This is a genomic window from Undibacterium sp. KW1 (assembly GCF_009937955.1).
GTDB lineage: Bacteria > Pseudomonadota > Gammaproteobacteria > Burkholderiales > Burkholderiaceae_D > Undibacterium.
In genome coordinates this window covers 4,922,068-4,944,013 of record NZ_AP018439.1, presented here as the reverse complement: position 1 = coordinate 4,944,013, position 21,946 = coordinate 4,922,068, and the positions used below count along the sequence as shown (strand labels likewise).

The following is a 21,946-nucleotide window of genomic DNA, read 5'->3' as shown; positions in this document are numbered from 1 at the left end:
TATCATGCCCGAATTGCTCATCAAGAAAAAATTTCTCTTCCTGTCTTTCCTGCTCATTTTATTCTGCGCAGCCGGATGCTCTTATAAGATTGAAATTACACCTTTTAAAAGAGTTTTAAGATGAAAGCCAGGGCTTTGAAGTCGACAATGATGTTTCATTCCAGATCACTAGTGTCCCAACGTTTCTCATAGTAGAGACATCTGTTTTGGTTGATTTTCGTCATTGATATTTCCCGATGGCGGCGTAAGTAATTGATTTATTGGTGTTGTTTCAAACATGGTGAGACTCAGGATTTGTAGAATCTCGTAAAGACTGTGAGGCAAATGCAGACGTTTTTTGACGATAGCGATGAGTACATAAGTACAGACTGCGATCCATATTTGCGTCTTCACGGCATTCTCGCTGGTTCCCAGGAAGGTTTTGATACGCAAATGTTGCTTGATCCACTTGAAGAACAATTCGACCTGCCAACGCTGCTTGTAAAGCGCAGCGATCATCTCCGGTTTGAGAGTGAAATTGTTGGTCAAAAAATGATGCGTTCCCCAGTGTCGTCCTTGACGACGACACGACGCAAAGTCGCCGGGTAGTCCTTGCTTGCGTAGAAGAGCGGGAGGACGCCCGTCTGATCGCAGATAACGCTGCTCGTCGCCCGATCGACTGGCTGCGAATACCGACGCTTGAACTTGGTATTGCTTTTTGCTCTCGTGACAAAGAAGGCGCCCGCCGCATGCAGCCTGTGCAATCGGGCGAAATCCAGGTAGCCGCGATCCATCAGGTAATACGCTCCTGGCTCGATGAGCAGATCGTCGAGAATATTGACCTCGTGGGTCTTGCCGTCGGTGATATGAATGAAGCTGGGAATAGAGCCGCGCAGGTCCAGCAGTGTATGCAATTTGATGGCCGCCTTGGCGGATCGAAAAGGTGCCCACGGATACACCGATAAACACAGATCGATGGTAGTGGCATCGAACGCATAGACCGTTGCATCGAGGTCCACGCCAAATGGTTCGCTGGCATACAACGGGCGCGCCATTGCAATCAGATGTTGCACCAGATCGGCGTAAATTTGCCAGGGGCGCGTGGCGTTTGCATTGGCCAACGTATTGCGGGAAATCGTCGCGCAGCGAAATCCCATGTGGTACAGCCGATGGGGCTGAGCGCGCAAATTGACTTCGATATCGCGCAGCGATTCCCGATAGGTCAACTGCGCAAAGGCCATGGCGAAGAATTGATCCAGACAGGAAAAATCCTTGACCTTGTGATCGCCCCTGTGGGCTGCGACGCATCATCGAAAGGTGGTCAGTGGCAAATACGTCATGACCTGCGAGAAAACGAGTTTGCCCTGATGCATAGGAGCCTTTGGCGGATATCCGCAAAAAGCTCCAATTCTGCGCCTCGACGTTCAAATCGAGACCAGATAAAAACATCATTTTATGCAAACAAATCATTGACTTACAAACCCCTGATGTGTAAACGTTGGGACACTAGTGATTCCAGATCAGATGTGACGCAGGTTTGTTACGATCTGGGGAAATTGACTGTTACGGTTGAGTCATCGCAAGAAAATAAAAGCTATCAAGCGAGCTTTGCAGAAATCTGCGGATTCCGTCTTTTGGATGAAGGTGATTTACTTGAATTTTGGCCGGCATGTGCAGATTCTGAACACTGGGTGTTTCAAATTGAAGAAGGCGGTTGGTATGCGCAAGAATCATTGCGGCCCGGTTTTCTGAGAAAGGATATCGCCGCCATCCAGGAATTTTTAATCACCAGCAGCAATGGCTGTGTAAGCGTGCTGGCCTGGGAAGAACCTGAAATAAAAAGTTGCTAGGTTTAAAGCGGAGCCAGGGCATTACAATGTCATTTATCGATTTCACAAACAGGCTGGCGATTACTGATGACAGACCATTCTTTTTCCACTTTAGCACAGCGCACTGCGCAAAAAGTTTTTTTGCCATGGCTGCTTTATGTGACTTATATGGCTTATGTGGCCCTCGCATGCGCTGCACTGTCGCTGTCACATCCTGCCCAGGCCGAGAACGCGAGCGACCCGCGTCTCGTGAGTTTGATGGGTCTCATGCAGCAACGCCTGAATCTCGCGCAAGATGTCGCCATGTACAAGTGGAACGCCAAAGCAGCGATTGACGACCCCGTGCGTGAGCAGCAAATACTGGATGCACTGGCGCAGCAGGCAATTCAATATGGCCTGGCACCCAGACAGGTACAGGACTTTTTTACTGCACAGATAGTGGCTGGCAAGATGATACAGACGGCCTTGTTTGCAGAGTGGGTGAGCAAAGCGCAGGCCCCGTTTGACAATCCGCCTGACCTGAAGACAGCAATCCGCCCGGCACTCGACAAGCTGACGCCACAGCTATTGGCAGCGCTGGCCGAAGCGCAACCGGCCTTGCAGACTAAAGATCGTCAGCAGGCAGTGAAGCTGGCAGCGGCAGATACCGGTGTGCGTGCAGGCGTATTGCAAACTATGCCCGGCTATGCGGCTGCGTGGGAGCATGCGCTTGGAGGTTTAGCTGACAGGTGAACTTACCCAACTAATCTGGTCGATAAAATTGAGAAAACCGTTTCCGTGAATAGAGCTCTTTTATTTTGCATATTGCTTGTTCTGCAGATTTCTGTCTATGGAAAGCCTGTGTGGCAACCCCCGGTATTTTTGGATGTGTCACCCGGTTGGCGCTTTCAAAAAAACAGATCTCCCGATAGTCAGGCATTTAGCTTGAGCAAGGGATCACAACTCATTGTGTTTGATTATGGATTACGTGTGTCAGATCACCAGCTTGATTGCGAAATTTCTGATATGTCTGTGATGATCACATTGGATGATCTGAAATGTATTTCGTCAGAGCGGCATCATCAAAAAATAAAACGAAAAATCTCAATCAAAGATACTAAAGACGAAGCTAACTTTGGATTGATTATTTTTACCATCTCTGGATTGCCTGAAGCAGATAACAGAGAGTTGGTGAGCTTATTGAAAAGCCTTCGATTTGTAGGCAGTATCGAAAATTTGAAACTGGTTTCAGTCGATTCTCGCAAGCGACAAGCAACAATTGTCGATGAATCAGGCATCGCTCGCATAGTCAGAAAGAATGATCTTATTACGAGGAATTTTGGAAATGTCCGCGAAATAAAGAGTGACCATCTGTTGATAGAAGAATGGGAGCTTGATGCTAGAGGTGAATACAAGCCAAAACAAATAGAATTGCATTTATCGCGGTAGTTGTGATGTTGCGTGGCCAGATCGGCTTGATGCAGGATGACATTGTGTGTGCATAGTCTCGGGAAGGTCTGCACGCGCATGGAAATAATTTAATTTTTTAAGGATGCCGTGAAGGAATTAGCCATAGTAATGATGCTGCTTTTCCTGTCAGCGTGCGCCGGACGGGATAAGATGATATTAGAGTCGCGGGATGTGCAAGCCTTCAAAGTTGCTGAGCACGTAACCGCGAAGTCATCTTCAATTACAATATCTGGTCTCGCATTTCATAGTGCATTGGCCGTGCAAGAAGTAAGAACAATACCAGAGGGAAAAACATTGCATGTTTATGTGCATTTGGCACCAGCGCATGCAAATTCATCTGTCAGTTTTTCGTCTGAGATCGCTATTCCGGCAACGGTAGAGACTATATATTTCGGTCTTGAAAAAACTGTGATCTGGCAGAGAAAGAAGTCCGTCTGAAGCAGGCTGAGCTTGCCAGTGCCGGTAATATGATCTGCAAGACGTGATAGTCTCTTATTTCTCACTGTGGTTTCTGACCAACATGCGGCGCATTGCAACGTACGTTACGTTACTTCGCTAGAAGCTGATGAACCAAATATCGAGAGTTTATTTGAAGTCATATATTCTCATTCACCTATTCCAGGGCAATATCGATGCAAGAGTTATTTGCTTATGAAGATATTACTGATTATTCGCATTTAATCAGTCCCTACACATTTGTTGGCGTGAAAAATGTTGGATGGTTAAACTTGAAATCTGATTTTCAGAAAGGAGAGTTGCGAAGCTCCCTTCTAAGAAAACTCAAAGATGTCGCCAGACAGGATGAAATTTTTCAGCCAACGGTGGAACCTGGTAGAGGCTTTCCATTCTGCGAAGTCTGCGGACCAGTCAAAATCTGCAATTCTGGCGGTGAGTTAATCCGGGATGCTGAATTGTGGATACCATACGAAGACATTATTTTTGCGTCCCCTGTCCTTATCCTGCATTACATGGAAGTGCATCATTATCTTCCCCCGGCCGAGTACATTGACGCAATCATTGGTATCGATATAAGCCAGCCATTTGATGCAGGAAAGGCTTATCGAGACAGGCTTGCTAGCAGTGGCTGGTTTCACCGACCAAGGTAAGTCAGTGGGGTGAGGCAATCCATCCATGCGTCTTTTTCAGAAAGTCGGTGGCGAGATGTGGCGCATTGTAACGTGCGTTTCGTCGTGGCTGCATTTTAAAGCTGGTTTTTAAAAACCCAAGGCTCTAATTCTCTGCCACTTCCATCATCACCCCCCTTAACCACAAATGCGCATCGCTACGAGCATATTTGCTGTGACTATAGACTTTCAAAGTATAGGGCGGTATCGCAAACGGGGCTGGGTAGATGGCGATGCCTGCGGCCTGAGCCAGGGTATTGGCGGCGTTGCGGGGCAGGGTCATGATGAGGTCGCTGCTGGCGATGATGAAGGGGGCGACCAGGACATTGGGGAGCTGGACGGTGACCTGTCTTTGCAGGGCCATGCCGTCGAGTACATAGTCGATGACGCCTCGGCTTTCATTCCAGGGGGTGACGACGACATGGCGAGCCTGCAGATAGGTTTTTAATGTCAGTTTGCGTTTGATATGCGGGTGGTGTTGGCGGGCGATGGCGACGTAGTCGTCTTGCAGCCAGTCAAATTCTTCCAGGCCTGCGGGTAGTGGGCTGCGTTCTTCATCGTAGCCAAGGGCGAAGTCGATATGACCTGCGGCCAGTTCTGCGATGGCGATTTTTTGGCTGGTGTTGATGATGCGCAGGGTGATATTGGGGGCGACCTGTTGCAGCCTGCTGATGAGGCGCGGCAGTATCGCAAAGGCGGTATAGTCGCTGGCTGAGATGACAAAATTGCGCTGGCTGGTGGCGGGATCAAAGCGCTGTCTGAGACTGAGCCCGGCAGACAATTGTGCCAGTGCCGTGCTGATGGGTTCAGCGATCTGGTCGGCGCGCAAGGTTGGTTGCATCTGGTTGTCTAGCCGCACGAATAACTCGTCTCCGAGGGCGGTGCGCAGCCTGGCCAGTGCATGGCTCAGGGCCGATGGGCTCAGTGCCAGCTCATGTGCGGCAGCCGTGACCGAGCGTTGCTGGTACAGGGCATTAAATACCAGCAAGAGATTGAGGTCGAGCTTGCGCAGGTCAAGATGCATGTTCTGCATGATAGTCTGAAGTAATTGCACTTGCCGCATTGTAGGCTGGCTTGTTAGGATGTGGCAAATGCGAGGTAGATGGCCTTCAATTTTTGCTGTTACTTTGCTGTTACGCTCATTGAGCTAAGACTGTCCCACCCTAAACTTCTCCCCCGATCTTTGAAGAACGAGGGATACCGAATGAGATATTCATGAATATACAAATCCGCCCAGCCCAGCCCGAAGACGCCGCCCTGATCCATGCCTATATCACCGAGCTGGCGATTTATGAGAGAGCCGAGCATGAAGTCATTGCCAGTGTCGAGGATGTCAGGCAAAGCCTGTTTGCGCCAGACAGCCCGGCGCGTGGCCTGATATGCAGCATCAATGATGTGCCGGTTGGTTATGCGGTTTACTTTCTCAGTTATTCGACCTGGCTGGGACGCAAGGGCATGTATCTGGAGGACCTGTATATCTCGCCCGGCCAGCGTGGCAGCGGCGCGGGCAAGGCCTTGCTGCGGCATCTGGCCCAGGTGGCCGTCGAGGGTGGGTGTGGTCGTCTTGAATGGAGTGTGCTGGACTGGAATGAACCGGCGATACAGTTTTATTTGTCGATAGGTGCGCAGCCGCAGGATGAATGGGTGCGTTATCGTCTTGCTGGTGAAGGTTTGCAGGCTTTTGCTGCAGGTGGCAAGACGCTGGCTGCAGCCTGATTTTGTTATGATCATCGACCTTTTTCCTTCTCGGTCCTTGCAGTTTTTGAGGGTGGTGTTGGCATTATGTTAGCATCCTGCTTTGCCAGGGTGAGCAAAATGTAAATACAGTGTTTTAAATCACTCACAGGCCACCTGTCTGCTGGTACCGGTTTTTCAAGGCAGAGACAGACAGCATGATCAATCGTTGAGATAAATAAGGGCAGGATGATGACTATCCAAAAACATATATTGGCAGTTTTATTATTGGCAGGCAGCACATGCGTTGTCCATGCAGGCGATGTGTCGGTCAATATGCCGGGCATCAGCGTCAAGGCGCAGGACAATGGGGGCAAGGCGAATGTGCAGATGCCCGGTGTGAGCGTGAATGCAGCGCAAGGTAACGGTAATGGCAACGGCAATGGCGCTGGCAAGCAGGCTGGACGCGCCGATGGCGGACGCATCATGGGCAATGACATGAGCAAATCTACGCAATGCAATGGCCAGCCTGTGAGCATACAGGGCAACGGCAACCAGATCAGCCTCAGCGGGGTTTGTCCCCAGGTCAGTGTGAACGGGAATGAAAACCAGATCACGATAGAACAACTGGGCAAGGTGCAGGTGGTGGGTAACGATAATCAGGTCAGGTGGGCGCAGGGAGTGAATGGGGCTAAGCCGCAGGTGCAGAGTTCGGGTAATGATAACCAGATCAGCAGGCAGTAAGCAGGCAAGCCGTTGACTTGAAAAGGGTGTGGATAATCAAACAGATATCCACACCCTTTTTATTTACCAATCAATATACCCATCGCTTTACTCATTATTTGGATTACTCATTGTTGGGATTGCGTAATGAGCGGCTGAGCTGGGCAAAGTGAGGCAAGGCTGCTTCTTCTGTATCGGCGGCCTCTGTTACCTGCGCTGCCTTGAGTGCCATGGCGGGTGCTTTTTCTGCGAGGTCGGCCTGCTCGGCGGCAGTCAGGGCAGTCAATGGCTTGTCGAGAAACTTGTACAACAGGCTGCGCTGTCCTGCCGTCATATCGCGTGTGACCGGCATGAACAGGTAGGTTTCAAATGCGGCAGGCGCGGTCAGGCGGCGCAGGATGCTGGCGTATTGATGTACCTGGGCCGGGTTGGCCAGGTCCAGCCAGTTGTCCATGCAGGGGGCCATGGCATTCCAGTTGATGAGCACGTATTTATACACATTGTCCCAGGTAGGGGCCATGGCTGCGATATTGCTGTCTGCCTGGCGTACGCGTACATAGGCATAGGTATTGGTCTGGGTATCAAGGCCCTGGGTTGGTGGCGGGGCGCTTTTTGAGGGTACAGGCAGGTAGGCATAGACCGTGCCCTTGGTGGCGCTGGCCGTGACATTGAGCACGCCTTGTGCATCGGTCTTGAGGTTTTGTGTACCCGTCACCTGGCCACCGCTGGCCGATAATTGGAACAGGGTGACATCGCTGACCTGGTGCAGCGGCTTGCCACGCGAATACAGTGTGAACTTGACATTGCCTGCCGGGCCCTGGTCCAGATACAGGTTGGGCGTGTGCGGTATCAGGCGCAGCACAGTCTCCTGTAACAGCAGGCCATATTTGGAGCTATGCAGTTCAAGCTGGCCTTTTTCTATATCCACAGGGTTGACCTTGCTGATATCAAAAGTGACGATACCTGCGCCTGCCTCATAGGCCTTACGGTCATATTTGGCATAGTCGATGCTGGCAATGGGATCGGTCTTGCCAGTCAGGAAGAGTTGCAATGCACCCAGGTCCTGCTTGGTCAGGTCCATGCCGGTTTCGCTGACGCTGTTCGACAAATCGACTGTCATGATGCCCTTGCCCTGGCGTGCATGGGCAGCCGCGACAAAGGCCTTGTCATTATCGACTGGCAGCAGGGCGCGGTCACCTGGTTCATGCATGGGTTCGTCCTTGCGCCAGACGCCTATGGTACCGACCACCTGGCTGCGCGCAGGGTTGGGCTGGAAGCCGCCTTTCGTCAGTTTGTCGCGTAATGCCTGGAATTGTGCCGTCGTGGCAGAGGCACCTGCTGTGGCCAGGCTGGGGTCATCGAAATAAACTGTGCAGTAGGCATTGAAGCTGACGACGATGCCTTGTGCATCACTGTCTTGCAGTGCATGGTGCAGGGCGGCGAGGGCATCACTCTTATGTACATCAATCTGCAGGCCGTGCTTGGAAAAGGATGTCTGCCAGTTGACCGAGGCAACGCCTGCGATAATGCCTTGTGCATTGCGCTGGAAGTTGATATAGCGTGCCGTAAAGCGCTGGTTGCATGGCGCGGCAACACGGCAGCCGCCATCTATGCCAAAGCTGATGCCGTCAAAGAATAATTGCGAAGTGCAGGCACCATAGGGTTCCAGGTCTATCAACATAGCGCTGAGCTTGGCCGGGGCACCAACGAGCTTGTCTGTGGTGACCGGCCCCTTGCCCAGGTCGACACTGGAGACTGCGGTATTAAAGAATTGCACGCGGTGGGTGCCATGCGGGTTCCAGTTACCGCCACCAGCGCCGGTCTTGACCGATTCAATCGCGCTCTGGCGGAACTGTTGCATGGTCTCGGTCGGTGTCATGACGGTCTGGGAAGTGTTTTCGTCATAAAAGCGTTTGTAGTTATTGGTGACGATGGGGTCCCAGGAAATCTGTCCCTTGAAATGGATGCGCGGCGTTTGCAGGATACTCATGCTGTTCTCTCCCGATTCAGGTTTTTTTGTAGATGAAGGCTGGCCCGGCGACTTTGTGCTTGTCGTTCAGGGGCGTATGCAAGGCTTCGATGGCCGCCATGCGCAAATCAAACATCTTGCGTACCGCAATGCCGAGTTGTGCCGCATCACCATTCAGGGCCAGGTTCAGTGCATCGACCATGGCGCTATAGGCCTTGGTGCAGGCATTCTGCGCTGCCCTGGCTGCCGCCGGTTCTTTGGAAAAATCATGCAGTTGCGGGTCCGCAATCGCTGGAAAGACCTTGGCATAATCCACACCCAGCGGCCCGCCCCAGGAAAAACCTTGCGGCGAATCACTGGCTGTCAGTACCTGGTTGCGGTAGATTTCTTCAAAGCGGTAAAAGTGCGCGAGTTCATTACTGAAGTCCAGCGGGCTGGTGCTGGCACCTTCACCTTCAGAGACGATGATCTGTATGGCCTTGTGGGCATCTGCATAGTTATTCACAGCAAACAACTGGCCCGGGAAGAATTGCTTGTCGTCGATCTGGTTGCGGTTGGCCTGCCAGGCCGTGGCGGGCAGGGTTTTCAAGTAGGCATCCAGTGCTTCATAAAACTGGCCTATGGTGACCGCCTTGGTCGGCGATGCTGCCAGTTTCAGTTGCGGGAAATCGATAGGATCAACCGGCATTTCTATATTCATGCCTTGCTGCATCGCGGGCTTGCCAAACGGCAGTATGTGCAGGGTCAGCACCTTGCCGTCGTGGCCTATGTCACCGGGTAATGGGCCGGGGTATTTGGGCGGCTGCAGCTTGGGGCTGCCACCGAGGGCATTGAGGATATTTGCCGCCAGGCACAGATGGATCATCTCCTGATGCGTGATGGAGCGCAGGCGTCCGGCAGCGGGTGCATTGCTGCCCGGCAGTATCGTCAGTTGCGCATACAGGTAGGGCGGCAGGGTGCCAAATTCCACATTGATGGCAGTCTCCAGCATGGCCTGCGCCTGCGCCACACTGGTGATCGGGGATAGTTGTAAGCGTATCATGCTTGCCCCCTGCATGCATGGTGGCAGTCAAGCGTCAAATGCGTATTCATATTGCTGTTCTCCTTGGCAAGAAGTGATTTGGTATAGACAAACATGGACCAACAAACACAAACGACGGGTGAGACTGCCTGTTGGCAATCCCCGGTTTATCCTGCGACAGATATTGCAAGCCACAGGCAATGCGCATACATGATCAAAAAGACCTGGGCATAGCCCAGGCCTGCGCTGCTGTCCAACAGCAGACACGCAACAGACACGCAGCGGACATACAGCAAAAGCACGGCAAAAACACAGTGCGCAACAAACAGTGAAGACGGGACATGGCAGCAAGCCAGAACAAAACCGGCGGACGCGACCATGTTGTTTATTGGAAAGATTTCCCTGTTTGCGGCGGCTACAGAAGTCAGATAAATTAATAATTTGAATTTACTATATGATAATAGTCAAGTAGGGGATGTTTTGTCAAATTTGCATTAATGAGACAGATTTGTCAGAAAAATGCTGGAACAGGCGCTGGAACAAGCCCAAGGCAGGGAAGAGTTGCCAGGCGGGTATGAGCAGTTGGGTGCGACCTGCCGGCCCGGCTTGTGGCTTCGCCTCAGGGGGCAGTATTTTCATTACCAACGTTCGTGGATACGCAGTCACACACCTACAGAGGATGAATGCCTGACCAAGCGCCGCAAATCAGGCGTGCGTGCCAAGCTTGACCATAACGGGCGTCAACATCGTCCTGGACACCCGCTACGTTCCAGGCTACTTCAGCATGCAAAGTTTCTATCAAATCAGAACTTGTAGATCGCCCCGATGTTGATGAAACGCCCCACCGCACCTGCCGAGTGCAGCGACAGATTGTATGGACGCCCACTGCCGTAGGTGCTGACATCGACAGGTGGGGCCTGATTGAACAGATTAGAGACCGATGCATGCAAGGTCCATTGCTTGCCCATCTTGTAGTTAAGCGACAAATCAGTTTCCAGGAAGGGCGAGACACGGCAGAAACGTGCAGGTGTATTTCCTTCCGGGAATACGCCATTCATTTTGCCACCCTCACTACATGTGGTCTGACCAAGGGTAGGATCAGTCAGGTCGTAGCCAGATATCCAGTGCAGGCTGGTGGCGACCTCCAGCTGTCCCATATTCCATGTCAGGTCCAGCTGCGCGCGGTCTTTGGGATTGGCGGTATCGGCGCCAATACCAGCCGGCCCGTGGGTACCCGCCAGTTCGTAAGTCTTGTTATCGATAGTCATGGCATAGCTGAAGGCGTGCGTATATTGAAACTCGGCCTTCAGGCTGCCATATTCACCCAGCTTGAATGTGTAGCGGGTGTCGAATTCTATGCCGCGGGTGCGCGTGCTGTTGGCATTGACCGGGGTAGCCGGATAGTAGGCGATCCGGCCAACAGGGGGCGTACACGAGGTGGTGCCGCCATTACCGTCAGCGCAGTCGCTGAGTTCAGGGGAATTGCGTACCGGTGTGCTAGAAAGTGGGCCGCCAATGATCTGATCCTTGACGGTGATCTGGTACAGATCGATCGCCGTGCTCCAGCCTTTGACTGGTTCCAGTATGACGCCGAGGGTGGCCGAAGTTGACTTTTCCGGCTTCAAATTTGGATTGGTCGTGGTCAAACCGATCAGCGACTCGTTGCAAGAGGCGATGACAGTGCCTTTGGGATACATGCCATTGGCCAGATAGCCGCCCGGGCACAGCACGGGATCGTTCGCATTACCGACTCCGCCGCTGCTCGCTGAATTACCGTTCTCGGCCGGGCCTGGCGCACGGAATCCTTTAGCCACTGTACCGCGCAGCGCAAATGCATTGCTCGGCGTCCATTTGAACGCCAGCTTGGGCGTGCTCGAATTGCCAGCCAGGCCGTAGTGATCAAAACGGACAGCCCCATCGATTTCCAGACCCTTCAACACCGGCGCGATGAATTCCGCGTAGGCAGACGTTGCCGTCTCAGAACCATAGGCATATGCACCGTTGGTGTGCCCGTCCGCCTGCGGCATCGAAGGCGCTGACAACTTGGTATGGAAAGACTGCAGGCCCATACTTACCATCAGATCGCCACCGTCAAGCTTTGTCAGTGCACGCGCGGCGCGCAGCTCGCCAAAGCTGAGCTCTGAGGTGTCGAAGGAGGAAACTGTCCTGAAGATGTTTGCCATGTCGGCCGCGCTGTTGGCCCCCGTCACAGAATACGGATTGCTGCTGCGATTCAAGGCAGCATTCATCGCCGGTACATTCACATTGCCCGTGCTTACCCGGTTCAGGTTGTTACGTGTATAGCCGAGCGAGGCGTCGATATCCCACGCGCCGATGGTGCCACTAAGATCAGCCACCAGGCGGTAGGCCTTGGAGTCGGTAGTGATGTTACGTGCCGGAGCGCCCGGGATGGGGCCGCGCACGATGGCTGGTACACCAAACGGATTGCCCGGATAGTCGGCGGGAACGCGGATGGAGGGAATGGCTGTGCCTGCAATATAGTGTGGTGCCACGCCGGATACCATTTCCAATTGGGTGGGATAGGACGATGGGAAGTTGCTGAAGCCCTGTGGCAGGGTAACCTTGCTCTCGAACAGGGATGCCTTGATATTCACTTTCCAGTCCTGGCCCAGATTTTTGGTATAACTGCCCAGGATATTGATGTTTTCCGTCTTCGGCTGTAGCTGTTTGAACGGGTCATCATAGGCGCACCCACCGGACGCCAGTTGGGAGTAGCTGCCACAAACCGTACCGGGGAAGAAGGCGAAAGCGGCACTGTTGTCAGCACCAGCTACCCGCTTCACGTTGGGATTCAACAGATAAGGCGACAGCACGGTGGGGGCAGTTGATTGCGGGGTCACAACGCCCAACGCCTTGTTCGCGCCGCCATAGGCCGACATATCCAGGGCCTGCCACAATCCCGCGTCACGTCGCTGCGTATAATAAATTGGGTCCTGCTTGCGATATTCCACGCTGATATAGGAATTAAAGCCATCCTGGTCCAGTTTGCCGATGCCATGGCTAAACGTTGCATGAGTTGTGCTGCCGCCTCCCTGGCTGGTAGTGCCCGTCTCGGCAGACAGCGTCGTGCCGACCAGATTCTTTTTCAGAATGACGTTGACCACGCCGGCCATGGCGTCGGAGCCATACACCGCAGAGGCACCGTCCTTGAGGATTTCAATTCGCTCCACAGCATCAAAAGGAATATTCGAAATATCGACAAACGAGCGCGAGCCATCATCGGCCAGCGGGTAGCCGGCCATGCGGTGACCGTCGATCAGTACCAGGGTAGCGTTGTTGTTCAAACCGCGCAGCGAAATGCCGCTGCCGCCAGCCGCAAACCCGCCCGAAAATGTCTGGCTCAGCGTCCCCGCCCCGTTGGCTGTTATATGCTGTAATACCTCTGACACTGAGGTGTAACCGGAATTTTTCAGGTCGGCTGCATTAATCACCTGTACCGGACTCGGGGTCTCAGCGTCAGCGCGGCGGATGTAAGAGCCGGTGATCTCGACGCGATTTACAGGGCTTGCCTTGGGTTCAGTTTCTTGTGCAAATGCGACGCCGGCGAACGAAGCGGAAAATGCTCCGGCTGCGATGAGAGAGGCAATTGCCTGGGGTAATACCTTCAATTTGTTCGTCATATCAATTCCTTTATGTTTATTCGAGTCTCTGTGTTTACGCCCTATGCAGGTCAGCCATCGCTCGGCAACGATGGCCAGACCAATTCCTTGATACGTGATTTTTTGACGAGGCGTGAATCTTGACGAGGTCGCAATGATGGCGCCCCTTGCGCCAACCAATGCCAGGCCCGGTTGCTTCAAAATTATGTTGCCATCGTTCGCGTCACCAGGTCGGCGCGGCTGGCAAACACGGCTCCTAATCGCTCTTGCAAGCGAGCTTCAGGCTTTGAATATGGCGAGCGCCAGTATTCGACCGTATTTCAATTTTTTAAGCGCATCAGCATTGCCTTGAGCAGTATCAAATACCATTGCGTGCGTTGTTTCCGTCGTGTCAGGCCGCCTTTTGCATGCACTCGATACAGTGCCAAGTGAGAAGCCCTTTGCTTCATTCAAGTCCTGGCATATTCATGTCACAATTATTGATATAAATAATATAAATAATATAAATAATTAATGCGAAAATTCACTAAACAGAATCATGAAAGGCAAACCCTGGCGATAACTCATCCTAACTTTGTCTGGAAAATTCAGTCAATCAGAGCTTATTTGCGCTTTTCAGTTTAGTTTGTTTGCGAAACAACAATGACGGAAATTAGCAACGGCTTTTTTGAAAGGGAGGAGATGTAAAGTGCTACCGAAAGAAAGCCTGGAGCTTTTGAAATTGATGTCGAATAAAGCGAGAAAGTTTTCCAGAAATATCTGACCTCTTGTGAAGCGCTTGTATTCTCACATGAATTATCTCGACTCCGTGCTGAAGTTGCCGGTCTATATCAGCAAGAGTGCATTGGCGGGGGGCAGTTTCATTGATAGGACTTACGCAAAACTACCCCAAAGCTTGCAGCTCACCGTACTTCTAAATTCGTCATATCCGCGCAAGCGCACTGCTGTCCGGAATAATTATATTGACTTGTTCTGAAATCAATATATAGCCGACGTCTTGGCATTTTTTCTGTGTCGGAGACTTGATTTTGTAATTGAATATTTTCTGCCAGCAGTCATGCTTGAAGCTCCTTCCCCTTCAAGGGGAAGGTTGGGATGGGGATGGGTTTCTATCGTAAATTCAATTGCCGTTGATCGACCGAACCCCATCCCCACCCTGACCCTCCCCTTGAAAGGGAGGGAATCTGCTCATCATTTTTTTCAAGCACGCTATTCCGGACAGCAGTGCGCGCAGGCGGGTATCCATGTCTGATCGGCCACACCTGTCTTAAGCCTGTGCGGTTAATCAACGATGGATTCCCGCTAAAAGCATGCGGGAATGACGGTTTGTGGTGCATAGGATGGCTTGTGCCCATTGTGCTGATTGCTGTGCATGCATGGCCGACAAAAGAACTGTCAAGGCCAATTTTGCATAAGTCCTCATTTAGTAACCTTTAGCATGGATACCAGAGGCGATATGTTCAATCCGTCAAGGCTGCTTTGGTCGCATCGATGTTTCCGTCGGACGCCAGTGCAGGCAGCTTGATGAGCTTCATCAGCAGCGGATATACATTGACATTGTCAAACGGTGGCAAGACTGTCGCCTTCTTGAAGGCCGGGCCGTTTGCGATGAACAGGGCCTGCATTTCCTTGCTCAGGTTGTCGTAGCCGTGTGAGCCCCGGTTGGCCTTGGTGGCTGCCTTGGCATCTGGCACCACCAGCCAGCCTACATCGGCTGAACAGACAAAGCGTTGCACGCGGGCGTTTTGGCCAAAGTGAAAACGTTCTGGTATGTTTTCTTTTTTCCAGCACTGCATGTGTTCATGCTTTTTCAGTAGTGTATTTGCCACGACTGCTTCCTGCCCGGGTTTGGGATTGACGCCTGCATAGCTGCCATAGTTGACGACATCATAGCTGGCTGGGTCAGCAATCTGGTCCAGCAAGATGGTGCGTTCAGGGCTGGTTGCGGCCATGCCGTGGTCAGAGACGATCACAACATTCGCCTTGATGTTGCGGGCGCGCAGGCCTTTCATCAAATGGGCAATCGCGGCATCTACATCTGCGGCGGCGTCCGTTACTTCTTTGGTATCCGGGCCAAAATCATGGCCTGCGTGATCGACCTGGTCGAAATACACGGTCAAAAATCCGGGTCGGTCAGCGACAGGTTTGTCGAGCCAGCTGAGCATGGTATCAACCCGCGTGGCAGGGGCAAGTTTGTCATCGAAGGGACGGTATTCACTGGGGCGCACGCCTTGTATGGCAGCCTCAGAACCTGGCCAGAACATGATGCCGGTTTTTACCTTGTTCTTTTCTGCAGTGACCCAGACCGGTTCAGCCCCGTCCCACCAGCGTCTGTCGAGCACGGCTTCTTTATTGCTGAGCTTGAAGCGCACGCCAGGTATCTTGCTGTCTTCCATGGTATTGCCGACGATGCCGTGATGATCAGGGCGCAAGCCGGTGACCAGGGTGTAATGATTCGGGAAGGTGATCGACGGGAAAGAAGGGCGCATGGCCTCGGTGCGTACACCATCTGCTGCCAGCGCATTCAGCGTCGGAGTCACGCCGCGCGTCAGGTAGTCAGGCTTGAAACCATCTATCGATACCAGGATGACGGGATGGTAGTTGTCGTCAGCATTGCTGACAGTTTGCTGTGGCTTGGAAGAGCAGCCAGCGATGGCCAGGCTAAGCAAGCTGTAGTTCAGGATTTTTTTGCAAGATGGTTTCATCATGGTGACTCTTGGTATAAACAATAGCTAGGGGCCAGGCACAAGGTATTTTGCCTGAGGCGGCAGGATGGATTCTAAGATCAGTGTCTTACTACGCGATGACAGGTCCTAAAAACAGCACAGTCGCTGGCCCGGCGCGAAAGCTGGGGCTGTTGGCATCGGCCTCTATCATATATGGCATGGCGTCATGTGCATCCAGTGCTGCCTGGGATGTCCAGGTTTCTATGAGAACGAATTTGTTTTCATCGCCAGCAATGGGGTGCATTTCATATTGCAGGCAGCCTGCTTCGGCACGCACCAGTGGTGCGAGTTGTGTGAAGGCGGCGATCTGTTCGGCAGCCTGACCAGGTTTGGTCTGTATCAGGATGACGAGTTTGAGTTGTTCGGACATGGTGGGGTTTCTGTGTTTTATGTTGGGGGATTTGTACGCGGTAGGGTGCGCCATGCGCACCATTGTGTGTGCAAAAATTAGGGCTGTGCGCACGGCGCACCCCACGAAATTACGCATCGGATTTTAAGTCCGATGCGTGGTCATCAAGAGCAATACTAAAACGGTGATTACACCATATCCTCAGGTCTGACCCAGCCATCAAATTCCTCAGCCGTCACATATCCCAAAGCCAGTGCGGCTTCGCGCAGTGTCGTGCCTTTGGCGTGGGCATGCTTGGCTATGGCGGCGGCGCGATCATAGCCTATGTAAGGGTTGAGGGCAGTCACCAGCATCAGCGAATTGTCGAGCAATTCCTTGATACGTGTGCGGTTGGCCTGCATGCCACGGGCGCAGTGTTCATCCAGGCTGGCCATGCCGTCGGCCAGTAGACGGCAGCTTTGCAGGAAGTTGTGAACGATGAGGGGTTTGAAAACATTCAATTCAAAATTGCCGGAGGCACCACCTATGCTCAGTGCCACATCATTGCCCATGACCTGGCAGCACAACATGGTCACCGCTTCGCACTGGGTGGGATTGACCTTGCCCGGCATGATGGATGAACCCGGTTCGTTTTCTGGTATCTGCAATTCACCGAGGCCAGAACGCGGGCCGGATGCCAGCCAGCGTATGTCGTTGGCAATCTTCATCAGTGCGGTGGCCAGGGTCTTGAGTGCACCATGGCTGCTGACCATGGCATCATGCCCGGCCAGTGCGGCAAAGCGGTTGGGTGCTGCGTCAAAGGCTATGCCGGTATCGAGCGTCAGGCTGGCCGCAACCAGCTTGCCAAAATCTGCATGGGTGTTAAGACCAGTGCCCACCGCCGTGCCGCCGATGGCCAGCTCTTGCAGGGCGGGCAGGGTGTGGCGTATGGCGCGCTCTGCATAATCAAGTTGCGCAACCCAGCCAGATATTTCCTGCCCCAGTGTCAGTGGTGTGGCATCCTGCAAATGGGTGCGGCCTATCTTGATGATGTCGGCAAATTCTTTCGCCTTGGCATCCAGCGTGGTGCGCAGTTTGGCGAGCGATGGCAATACCTGGCTGATGACGGCAATGCTGGCCGCCACATGCATGGCTGTGGGGAAGACATCATTCGATGACTGGCCCATGTTGACATGGTCATTTGGGTGCACCACCCGGCTCATGCCGCGCGTGCCGCCCAAAAATTCAGAGGCACGGTTAGCCAGTACCTCGTTCATGTTCATATTGCTTTGCGTGCCGGAGCCAGTCTGCCATACCGACAGCGGGAATTCTGCTGCATGCGTGCCTGCCAGCACTTCTTCCACCGCCTGGGCAATCGCTGCTGCCACTTTGGCATCGAGCAGGCCGAGGTCACTGTTGACCTGGGCAGCACTGCGCTTGACACGTGCCAGGGCCAGCACCAGTTCTGGCGGCATGGTTTCTGTGGAGATGGCAAAGTGATGCAGCGAACGCTGGGTTTGCGCACCCCACAAGGCGGCTGCGGGGACGGCGATGTCGCCAAAGGTATCGCGCTCTGTTCTTTGCGCGACAGTAGTATCGGTTTTCATTTACACCTGCTCCTGAATGAGTTCTAAGATTTGGCGATGGCTGCCGACATTGTAGCGCTGAAGCCAGATGTCTGCCACGACAGTTGCCGAGACAGTTGCGCCTGCTGCCATGCCGGGCATTGCCATTACTTCGCCTGCATCAGGGCACTCAGGATGATATGCCGGTCGGTATCCTGCATGCGCAGGATGTTCCGGTACATGCTGAGGATGGCATCGCACTGGAACATGGGCTGGTCGTCATAGGCAGCCAGATTGGCAGTGACTTGCCGCTGCAGCGGGCTCAGGCGCTCTTGCAGTTTGCTGGCGCTCCTGGCAAATTCTTTTGACCCCATGTAATGACTGACACTGCGCGGGCTGCTCGCCAGCATTTTCTCCATCAGGGCCGTATCACGCTTGACCAGCTCTTCCGGCATGGTGCGATGTATGCTCAGTCTCCCTTTGATCAACTGGCCGCAGGCTTGTGGGCTGATGTGCCGGGCGGCTTCCAGTTGCTCGGACAGTAATTGTGCGTGTTCATCGAGCAAATCATCTGGCGCACTTTTCAAGGCACGCAGATAGATATCTCTGGTCGCCGTCTTGACGGCATCCTGTATGTCCAGATGGTCCTTGCCCTGCTGCTTCATGTTCCAGATCAGGTCAGCCACTTCATTCATTTTGCCGGGTGAGTGCCTTTCATACTGGCGCCAGATACTGCTGTTGCTGAGGTTTGCGAAGACTTCATCACGCGACTGCAAATCAAACAGGCTATTGGCTTCACTACCCAGCGAAACCCGGGTGATGACCCTCGCCTGGAGCAATTCTTCGCGGTCTGGGTACCACATGCCTTCGGGCTTGATCTGCAGCACTCTCTGGATAAAATCGTCGGGCAAATTTGCTGACCGGTAGTATTTTTCCATGCCAGAGCTGGCAATCGCCAGCGTAGTGTCGCTCACGCCAGGAAAACTGGGTTGGTGAAAACCTATATGGGCATTCGGGGTTGCAGCCCTGTCCTTGCCCGCCAAAAACACATAAGTACAGGCGCTACTGCACTCGCCCTCGACATAGGTATTGAGCTGTCGCGATTTGAGCAAGCTGGCTATTTGCTGGGCTTCGCGCAAGCGCCCGCCGGGCGAATTCAGGGAAATGGTCTTGACTTGCGGTGTTTTTTTCAGGGCGGCGGCAAAGCGCGCCACGCTGCCTTCGCCCAGAGTGCCTCGCAGGTTCAGGACATCGCCTTTGGGTGTGCTGGTGATCACGACCGTGCTCATGCTGTCGTGCCCTGTCGCGATCAGCGCATACTCTTTCATTTGCGGCAGATAAGACGACAAGGTACTCAGCAGCATGGCCAGGGCATTAAAAAAAACCAACATCATTGTCAAACCTGCGACCCAACCTGAGCCGCCGCGCTCAGCATGTTTGCTGGCAGAGCGTATGATGCCAGTGATGGCCCATAGCCATAACATCCCGGAAATAACGAAGCCCACTATGTTGATCGCCGCCAGCATGCGCAAACTGACATCTGTCACTTCCAGCAATCTGGATAAGCCTATCACCATCAATGCCGCCAGCAGGCTACCTATGCCAAAGCCATTGACCCAGAATGATTGCGCCAGCGACAACTGGCCACGCCAGTGTGCCATCATGTATGCACCCCAGGCCGTCAGTCTCTCAGGCTGCTTAGGCAGGGGGCCGACGGCCAGTTGGAGATGCTTGTACTTTTGATTCAATCCCAGGAAATTCAAAAGCGCAAGCAGCGCCATGAGCAACATGCCCATCATAAATGGGGGCCTGTTGAGTAAGTCCGGGTTCGATATTACGCGAGCACATAAAGCGATGGCAAGCATCAGGTTGATGGCCGCAAAGCCTCTGGCAAAGCGCAGAAAACGCGGCTTAGCCGTATCATTGAGTGCGTACCAGGGAATCAGGTGAATGATTGGCAGCGCCATTAATTCAGTCCAGGGCCCAAATAGCGTCACCAGTCTCTGAGGCAATCTGCCAGTTGCTTCCAGTAGTAAGACCAGGCCCAGCAATATCATCAGGGACAAATTGGCAATGCGCGTGAACTTGATCATGGGTGTTACGGAGAGGCTGGCAGGATAAAGCGAGAGCATCGCATATCAGGCTGGCAGATGGCAAGGCGCATCTATTTGTGCTGCGTGGACAAAGGGCACAGTGAGGTGTTCTAATACAGGATTATGCTCATGCCAGAAAGACGCTGACAAGAAATTTTATGCAAACCGAAACAGATCAAACCCTGCAAACCCTGCTCCACATATTGCCACCTGGCCCGCGTATTGCGATCATAGGTAGTACTGCCTTCTGGCATCCCGATAGTGAACAGACTTGTCAATTGCTGGGGCAAGCTCTGGCATCCATCCCTGGTCTGGTGCTGCTGACGGGTGGCGTCAGTGGCATAGGCGAGGCCTGTGGCCGCAGTTTTTACCAGCGCCGCCAGCAATTGCAAATGCCGCCCCAGGTATTCCACATCCTGCCGCAAGGCATGGCTGCCTGGGATTATGGCCAGACCCTGCATGCAGGCAAGGACATGCAGGAACGCCGCGCCGTGCTGGCGCGCATGGCACCCGTGTATATCGTCATCGAAGGCGGGCCAGCGACGGCAGATGAAGTGCAGATCGCCTTGAGCAACGGCGCGCTCGTCATTCCGATCGCAAGATCAGGTGCTTGCGCCCGTGATGCGTATGCGCAAATCAGCAAACTGGCCAGGGTGGATACCGGTTTATGGGCAGTGCTGGGAGATGCTGCTGCAAGTGTGGAGCAGACGGTGGCAGCGGTGATGGCGGTGGTGGCTGGTTTTCTGCAATTGCAGGCCAGCTGATTAAAAAGAAAGTACCAGCGCCCATGGTGGAGTATTTCTGGCAATGCAGCCATAGCCTACGGTACCTGGACGCGTCGCATTACCGACGCTGGTAGGTAGCAGGTTTAAGCCCGCTTGCCCAGACTTGTAAACAAAATCTACCGGGCTGAGTGCGAGGAGCATCCCAACCAGTAAAAAAATGGCGGCAGTCAATGTGAATTTGCTGCTGCGCCAGATGGCAACAGGCAGCACCAGCATGGCGAGAAGCATCCAGTAAGACAGTGAATGTCTGCTGGCATAAGATACCAGCACAACAAATACCAGCATGATGCAGGGCATGACAGCCAGCACTTTCAACAACTTTAGCAAGCTAGGCGGCATGGCGTTTCTTATGTTCAGCACGACATTGCTGATCAATGCTCTGTTGCCCGTTAGTTTCATGAATTATTCCTGCAAAACTGATATGCAAGCATAACATGGTGACGTATTAAAATCTTCATGCATGCAATGACGCATGCACGGGTTATTTTCCCTTTTTTGTTCATAGAGCCAGTATGCGAACTTCCCTGACCTGCTTTTTCATTTTCTGTACGATGCTCTCTCCCATGATGTCCAGCGCCGAGCCTGAACTCATCATCCTGGTGCGTCATGCAGAAAAAGCAGTAGAAAATCCTGCTGACCCCAGCCTGTCAGCAGCAGGGCAGGCGCGTGCGCAGGCACTGGCGTTGGCTTTGCAGAATGCAGGTGTTAGCAGCATCTTCACTACCCAATTCAAACGCACCCGCGAAACGGCACAGCCGCTGGCACAAGCAAGAAATATCACGCCGCAAGTGCTGTCTGCCAAACGCGGCGCCGAGCATATCAAAGAGGTGGCTGATGCCGTGCGTGCCAGCAGCGGCACCGTGCTGGTAGTGGGGCATGGCAACACCGTACCCGCAATTGCTACTGCGCTGGGTGCACCTGCGATGAAGGAATTTTGTGAAAGCAGTTACAGTCACATGCTGGTTTTACGACCCGCCGGACCGGACATGCATGTAGTGCAAACACGTTATGGTGAAGCAGATACGGGAAAGTTCAGCGCAGATTGTCAGTAGCAGCCCATT

The 21,946-nt window shown here is 53.1% G+C and carries 20 protein-coding genes and 1 pseudogene; 9 read left to right on the top strand and 12 right to left on the bottom strand.

Features of this window, described 5'->3' with window-relative positions; translation table 11 throughout:
• Nucleotides 1-186: 186 nt before the first annotated feature.
• Nucleotides 187-1,352: pseudogene (locus tag UNDKW_RS22185) on the bottom strand (IS4 family transposase).
• Nucleotides 1,353-1,448: 96 nt separating this feature from the next.
• Here UNDKW_RS22185 and UNDKW_RS22180 point away from each other — a divergent pair.
• From UNDKW_RS22180 to UNDKW_RS22160, 5 genes are all read left to right on the top strand, one after another.
• Nucleotides 1,449-1,829 (top strand): hypothetical protein, encoded by a 381-nt coding sequence (locus UNDKW_RS22180; RefSeq protein ID WP_162060496.1) that lies wholly within the window; start codon nt 1,449-1,451, stop codon nt 1,827-1,829.
• A 66-nt stretch (nt 1,830-1,895) separates the two neighbouring features.
• Nucleotides 1,896-2,540 carry a gamma subclass chorismate mutase AroQ gene (aroQ, locus tag UNDKW_RS22175; RefSeq protein ID WP_162060495.1) on the top strand — a complete coding sequence of 215 codons (645 nt, stop codon included), beginning with the start codon at nt 1,896-1,898 and terminating at the stop codon, nt 2,538-2,540.
• Between the two features lie 108 nt (nt 2,541-2,648).
• Complete coding sequence (locus tag UNDKW_RS22170; protein WP_162060494.1) at nt 2,649-3,236, top strand: pilus assembly protein PilP; 588 nt, start codon at nt 2,649-2,651, stop codon at nt 3,234-3,236.
• A 108-nt stretch (nt 3,237-3,344) separates the two neighbouring features.
• Complete coding sequence (locus UNDKW_RS22165; protein ID WP_162060493.1) at nt 3,345-3,695, top strand: hypothetical protein; 351 nt, start codon at nt 3,345-3,347, stop codon at nt 3,693-3,695.
• A 194-nt stretch (nt 3,696-3,889) separates the two neighbouring features.
• Nucleotides 3,890-4,363 carry a hypothetical protein gene (locus UNDKW_RS22160; protein ID WP_162060492.1) on the top strand — a complete coding sequence of 158 codons (474 nt, stop codon included), beginning with the start codon at nt 3,890-3,892 and terminating at the stop codon, nt 4,361-4,363.
• 124 nt (nt 4,364-4,487) lie between these two features.
• Here UNDKW_RS22160 and UNDKW_RS22155 read toward each other — a convergent pair whose 3' ends face one another.
• A complete protein-coding gene (locus UNDKW_RS22155) occupies nt 4,488-5,405 on the bottom strand; it encodes a LysR family transcriptional regulator (protein WP_162062069.1) in 918 nt (305 codons plus the stop codon).
• A gap of 191 nt (nt 5,406-5,596) precedes the next feature.
• On the opposite strand from UNDKW_RS22155, the gene UNDKW_RS22150 reads away from it, so the two are divergent.
• Both UNDKW_RS22150 and UNDKW_RS22145 read left to right on the top strand, forming a co-directional pair.
• On the top strand, nt 5,597-6,097 hold the full coding sequence (locus UNDKW_RS22150; protein WP_162060491.1) for a GNAT family N-acetyltransferase: 501 nt from the start codon (nt 5,597-5,599) through the stop codon (nt 6,095-6,097).
• Nucleotides 6,098-6,307: 210 nt separating this feature from the next.
• Nucleotides 6,308-6,799, top strand: a complete 492-nt coding sequence (locus UNDKW_RS22145) for a DUF3060 domain-containing protein (RefSeq protein WP_162060490.1) — start codon at nt 6,308-6,310, stop codon at nt 6,797-6,799.
• A 103-nt stretch (nt 6,800-6,902) separates the two neighbouring features.
• Here UNDKW_RS22145 and UNDKW_RS22140 read toward each other — a convergent pair whose 3' ends face one another.
• The 9 genes from UNDKW_RS22140 to UNDKW_RS22105 form a co-directional block, all read right to left on the bottom strand.
• Nucleotides 6,903-8,768, bottom strand: a complete 1,866-nt coding sequence (locus UNDKW_RS22140; RefSeq protein ID WP_162060489.1) for a hypothetical protein — start codon at nt 8,766-8,768, stop codon at nt 6,903-6,905.
• Between the two features lie 16 nt (nt 8,769-8,784).
• Nucleotides 8,785-9,789 carry a ferritin-like protein gene (locus UNDKW_RS22135; RefSeq protein WP_162060488.1) on the bottom strand — a complete coding sequence of 335 codons (1,005 nt, stop codon included), beginning with the start codon at nt 9,787-9,789 and terminating at the stop codon, nt 8,785-8,787.
• 462 nt (nt 9,790-10,251) lie between these two features.
• The gene (locus tag UNDKW_RS22130; RefSeq protein ID WP_162060487.1) at nt 10,252-10,407 is read right to left on the bottom strand and encodes a hypothetical protein; all 156 of its coding nucleotides are present in this window, start codon (nt 10,405-10,407) and stop codon (nt 10,252-10,254) included.
• Nucleotides 10,408-10,571: 164 nt separating this feature from the next.
• Entirely contained in the window at nt 10,572-13,409 is a 2,838-nt protein-coding gene (locus tag UNDKW_RS22125; RefSeq protein WP_162060486.1) for a TonB-dependent siderophore receptor, read from the bottom strand.
• A gap of 1,439 nt (nt 13,410-14,848) precedes the next feature.
• Nucleotides 14,849-16,096: an alkaline phosphatase family protein gene (locus tag UNDKW_RS22120; RefSeq protein WP_197892970.1), complete on the bottom strand. Its 1,248-nt coding sequence runs from the start codon at nt 16,094-16,096 to the stop codon at nt 14,849-14,851.
• Nucleotides 16,097-16,184: 88 nt separating this feature from the next.
• Nucleotides 16,185-16,484 carry a putative quinol monooxygenase gene (locus UNDKW_RS22115; RefSeq protein ID WP_162060485.1) on the bottom strand — a complete coding sequence of 100 codons (300 nt, stop codon included), beginning with the start codon at nt 16,482-16,484 and terminating at the stop codon, nt 16,185-16,187.
• A gap of 167 nt (nt 16,485-16,651) precedes the next feature.
• Nucleotides 16,652-18,049, bottom strand: coding sequence for a class II fumarate hydratase (gene fumC, locus UNDKW_RS22110; protein ID WP_162060484.1), 1,398 nt, complete (start codon nt 18,047-18,049; stop codon nt 16,652-16,654).
• Nucleotides 18,050-18,175 (bottom strand): hypothetical protein, encoded by a 126-nt coding sequence (locus UNDKW_RS30880; RefSeq protein WP_255431518.1) that lies wholly within the window; start codon nt 18,173-18,175, stop codon nt 18,050-18,052.
• Nucleotides 18,175-20,100 (bottom strand): ATP-dependent Clp protease proteolytic subunit, encoded by a 1,926-nt coding sequence (locus UNDKW_RS22105; RefSeq protein WP_162060483.1) that lies wholly within the window; start codon nt 20,098-20,100, stop codon nt 18,175-18,177. The genes UNDKW_RS30880 and UNDKW_RS22105 overlap by 1 nt, the downstream gene beginning before the upstream one ends.
• A 158-nt stretch (nt 20,101-20,258) precedes the next feature.
• Between UNDKW_RS22105 and UNDKW_RS22100 the strand changes: the two genes are divergently transcribed.
• Entirely contained in the window at nt 20,259-20,864 is a 606-nt protein-coding gene (locus tag UNDKW_RS22100; protein ID WP_162060482.1) for a hypothetical protein, read from the top strand.
• Here the strand turns inward: UNDKW_RS22100 and UNDKW_RS22095 are convergent, their stop codons facing one another.
• Entirely contained in the window at nt 20,865-21,284 is a 420-nt protein-coding gene (locus UNDKW_RS22095) for a hypothetical protein (RefSeq protein WP_162060481.1), read from the bottom strand.
• 152 nt (nt 21,285-21,436) lie between these two features.
• On the opposite strand from UNDKW_RS22095, the gene UNDKW_RS22090 reads away from it, so the two are divergent.
• Nucleotides 21,437-21,937: a histidine phosphatase family protein gene (locus tag UNDKW_RS22090; protein ID WP_232063084.1), complete on the top strand. Its 501-nt coding sequence runs from the start codon at nt 21,437-21,439 to the stop codon at nt 21,935-21,937.
• Nucleotides 21,938-21,946: the final 9 nt, after the last annotated feature.

Coding starts and splice junctions, on each gene's coding strand:
- UNDKW_RS22130 (WP_162060487.1), bottom strand. CDS start 10,407: ATGAAAATACTGCCCCCTGAGGCGAAGCCACAAGCCGGGCCGGCAGGT.
- aroQ (WP_162060495.1), top strand. CDS start 1,896: ATGACAGACCATTCTTTTTCCACTTTAGCACAGCGCACTGCGCAAAAA.
- UNDKW_RS22090 (WP_232063084.1), top strand. CDS start 21,437: ATGCTCTCTCCCATGATGTCCAGCGCCGAGCCTGAACTCATCATCCTG.
- UNDKW_RS22160 (WP_162060492.1), top strand. CDS start 3,890: ATGCAAGAGTTATTTGCTTATGAAGATATTACTGATTATTCGCATTTA.
- UNDKW_RS22140 (WP_162060489.1), bottom strand. CDS start 8,768: ATGAGTATCCTGCAAACGCCGCGCATCCATTTCAAGGGACAGATTTCC.
- UNDKW_RS30880 (WP_255431518.1), bottom strand. CDS start 18,175: ATGGCAATGCCCGGCATGGCAGCAGGCGCAACTGTCTCGGCAACTGTC.
- UNDKW_RS22150 (WP_162060491.1), top strand. CDS start 5,597: ATGAATATACAAATCCGCCCAGCCCAGCCCGAAGACGCCGCCCTGATC.
- fumC (WP_162060484.1), bottom strand. CDS start 18,049: ATGAAAACCGATACTACTGTCGCGCAAAGAACAGAGCGCGATACCTTT.
- UNDKW_RS22095 (WP_162060481.1), bottom strand. CDS start 21,284: ATGAAACTAACGGGCAACAGAGCATTGATCAGCAATGTCGTGCTGAAC.
- UNDKW_RS22100 (WP_162060482.1), top strand. CDS start 20,259: ATGCAAACCGAAACAGATCAAACCCTGCAAACCCTGCTCCACATATTG.
- UNDKW_RS22120 (WP_197892970.1), bottom strand. CDS start 16,096: ATGATGAAACCATCTTGCAAAAAAATCCTGAACTACAGCTTGCTTAGC.
- UNDKW_RS22115 (WP_162060485.1), bottom strand. CDS start 16,484: ATGTCCGAACAACTCAAACTCGTCATCCTGATACAGACCAAACCTGGT.
- UNDKW_RS22125 (WP_162060486.1), bottom strand. CDS start 13,409: ATGACGAACAAATTGAAGGTATTACCCCAGGCAATTGCCTCTCTCATC.
- UNDKW_RS22135 (WP_162060488.1), bottom strand. CDS start 9,789: ATGATACGCTTACAACTATCCCCGATCACCAGTGTGGCGCAGGCGCAG.
- UNDKW_RS22105 (WP_162060483.1), bottom strand. CDS start 20,100: ATGATCAAGTTCACGCGCATTGCCAATTTGTCCCTGATGATATTGCTG.
- UNDKW_RS22155 (WP_162062069.1), bottom strand. CDS start 5,405: ATGCATCTTGACCTGCGCAAGCTCGACCTCAATCTCTTGCTGGTATTT.
- UNDKW_RS22145 (WP_162060490.1), top strand. CDS start 6,308: ATGACTATCCAAAAACATATATTGGCAGTTTTATTATTGGCAGGCAGC.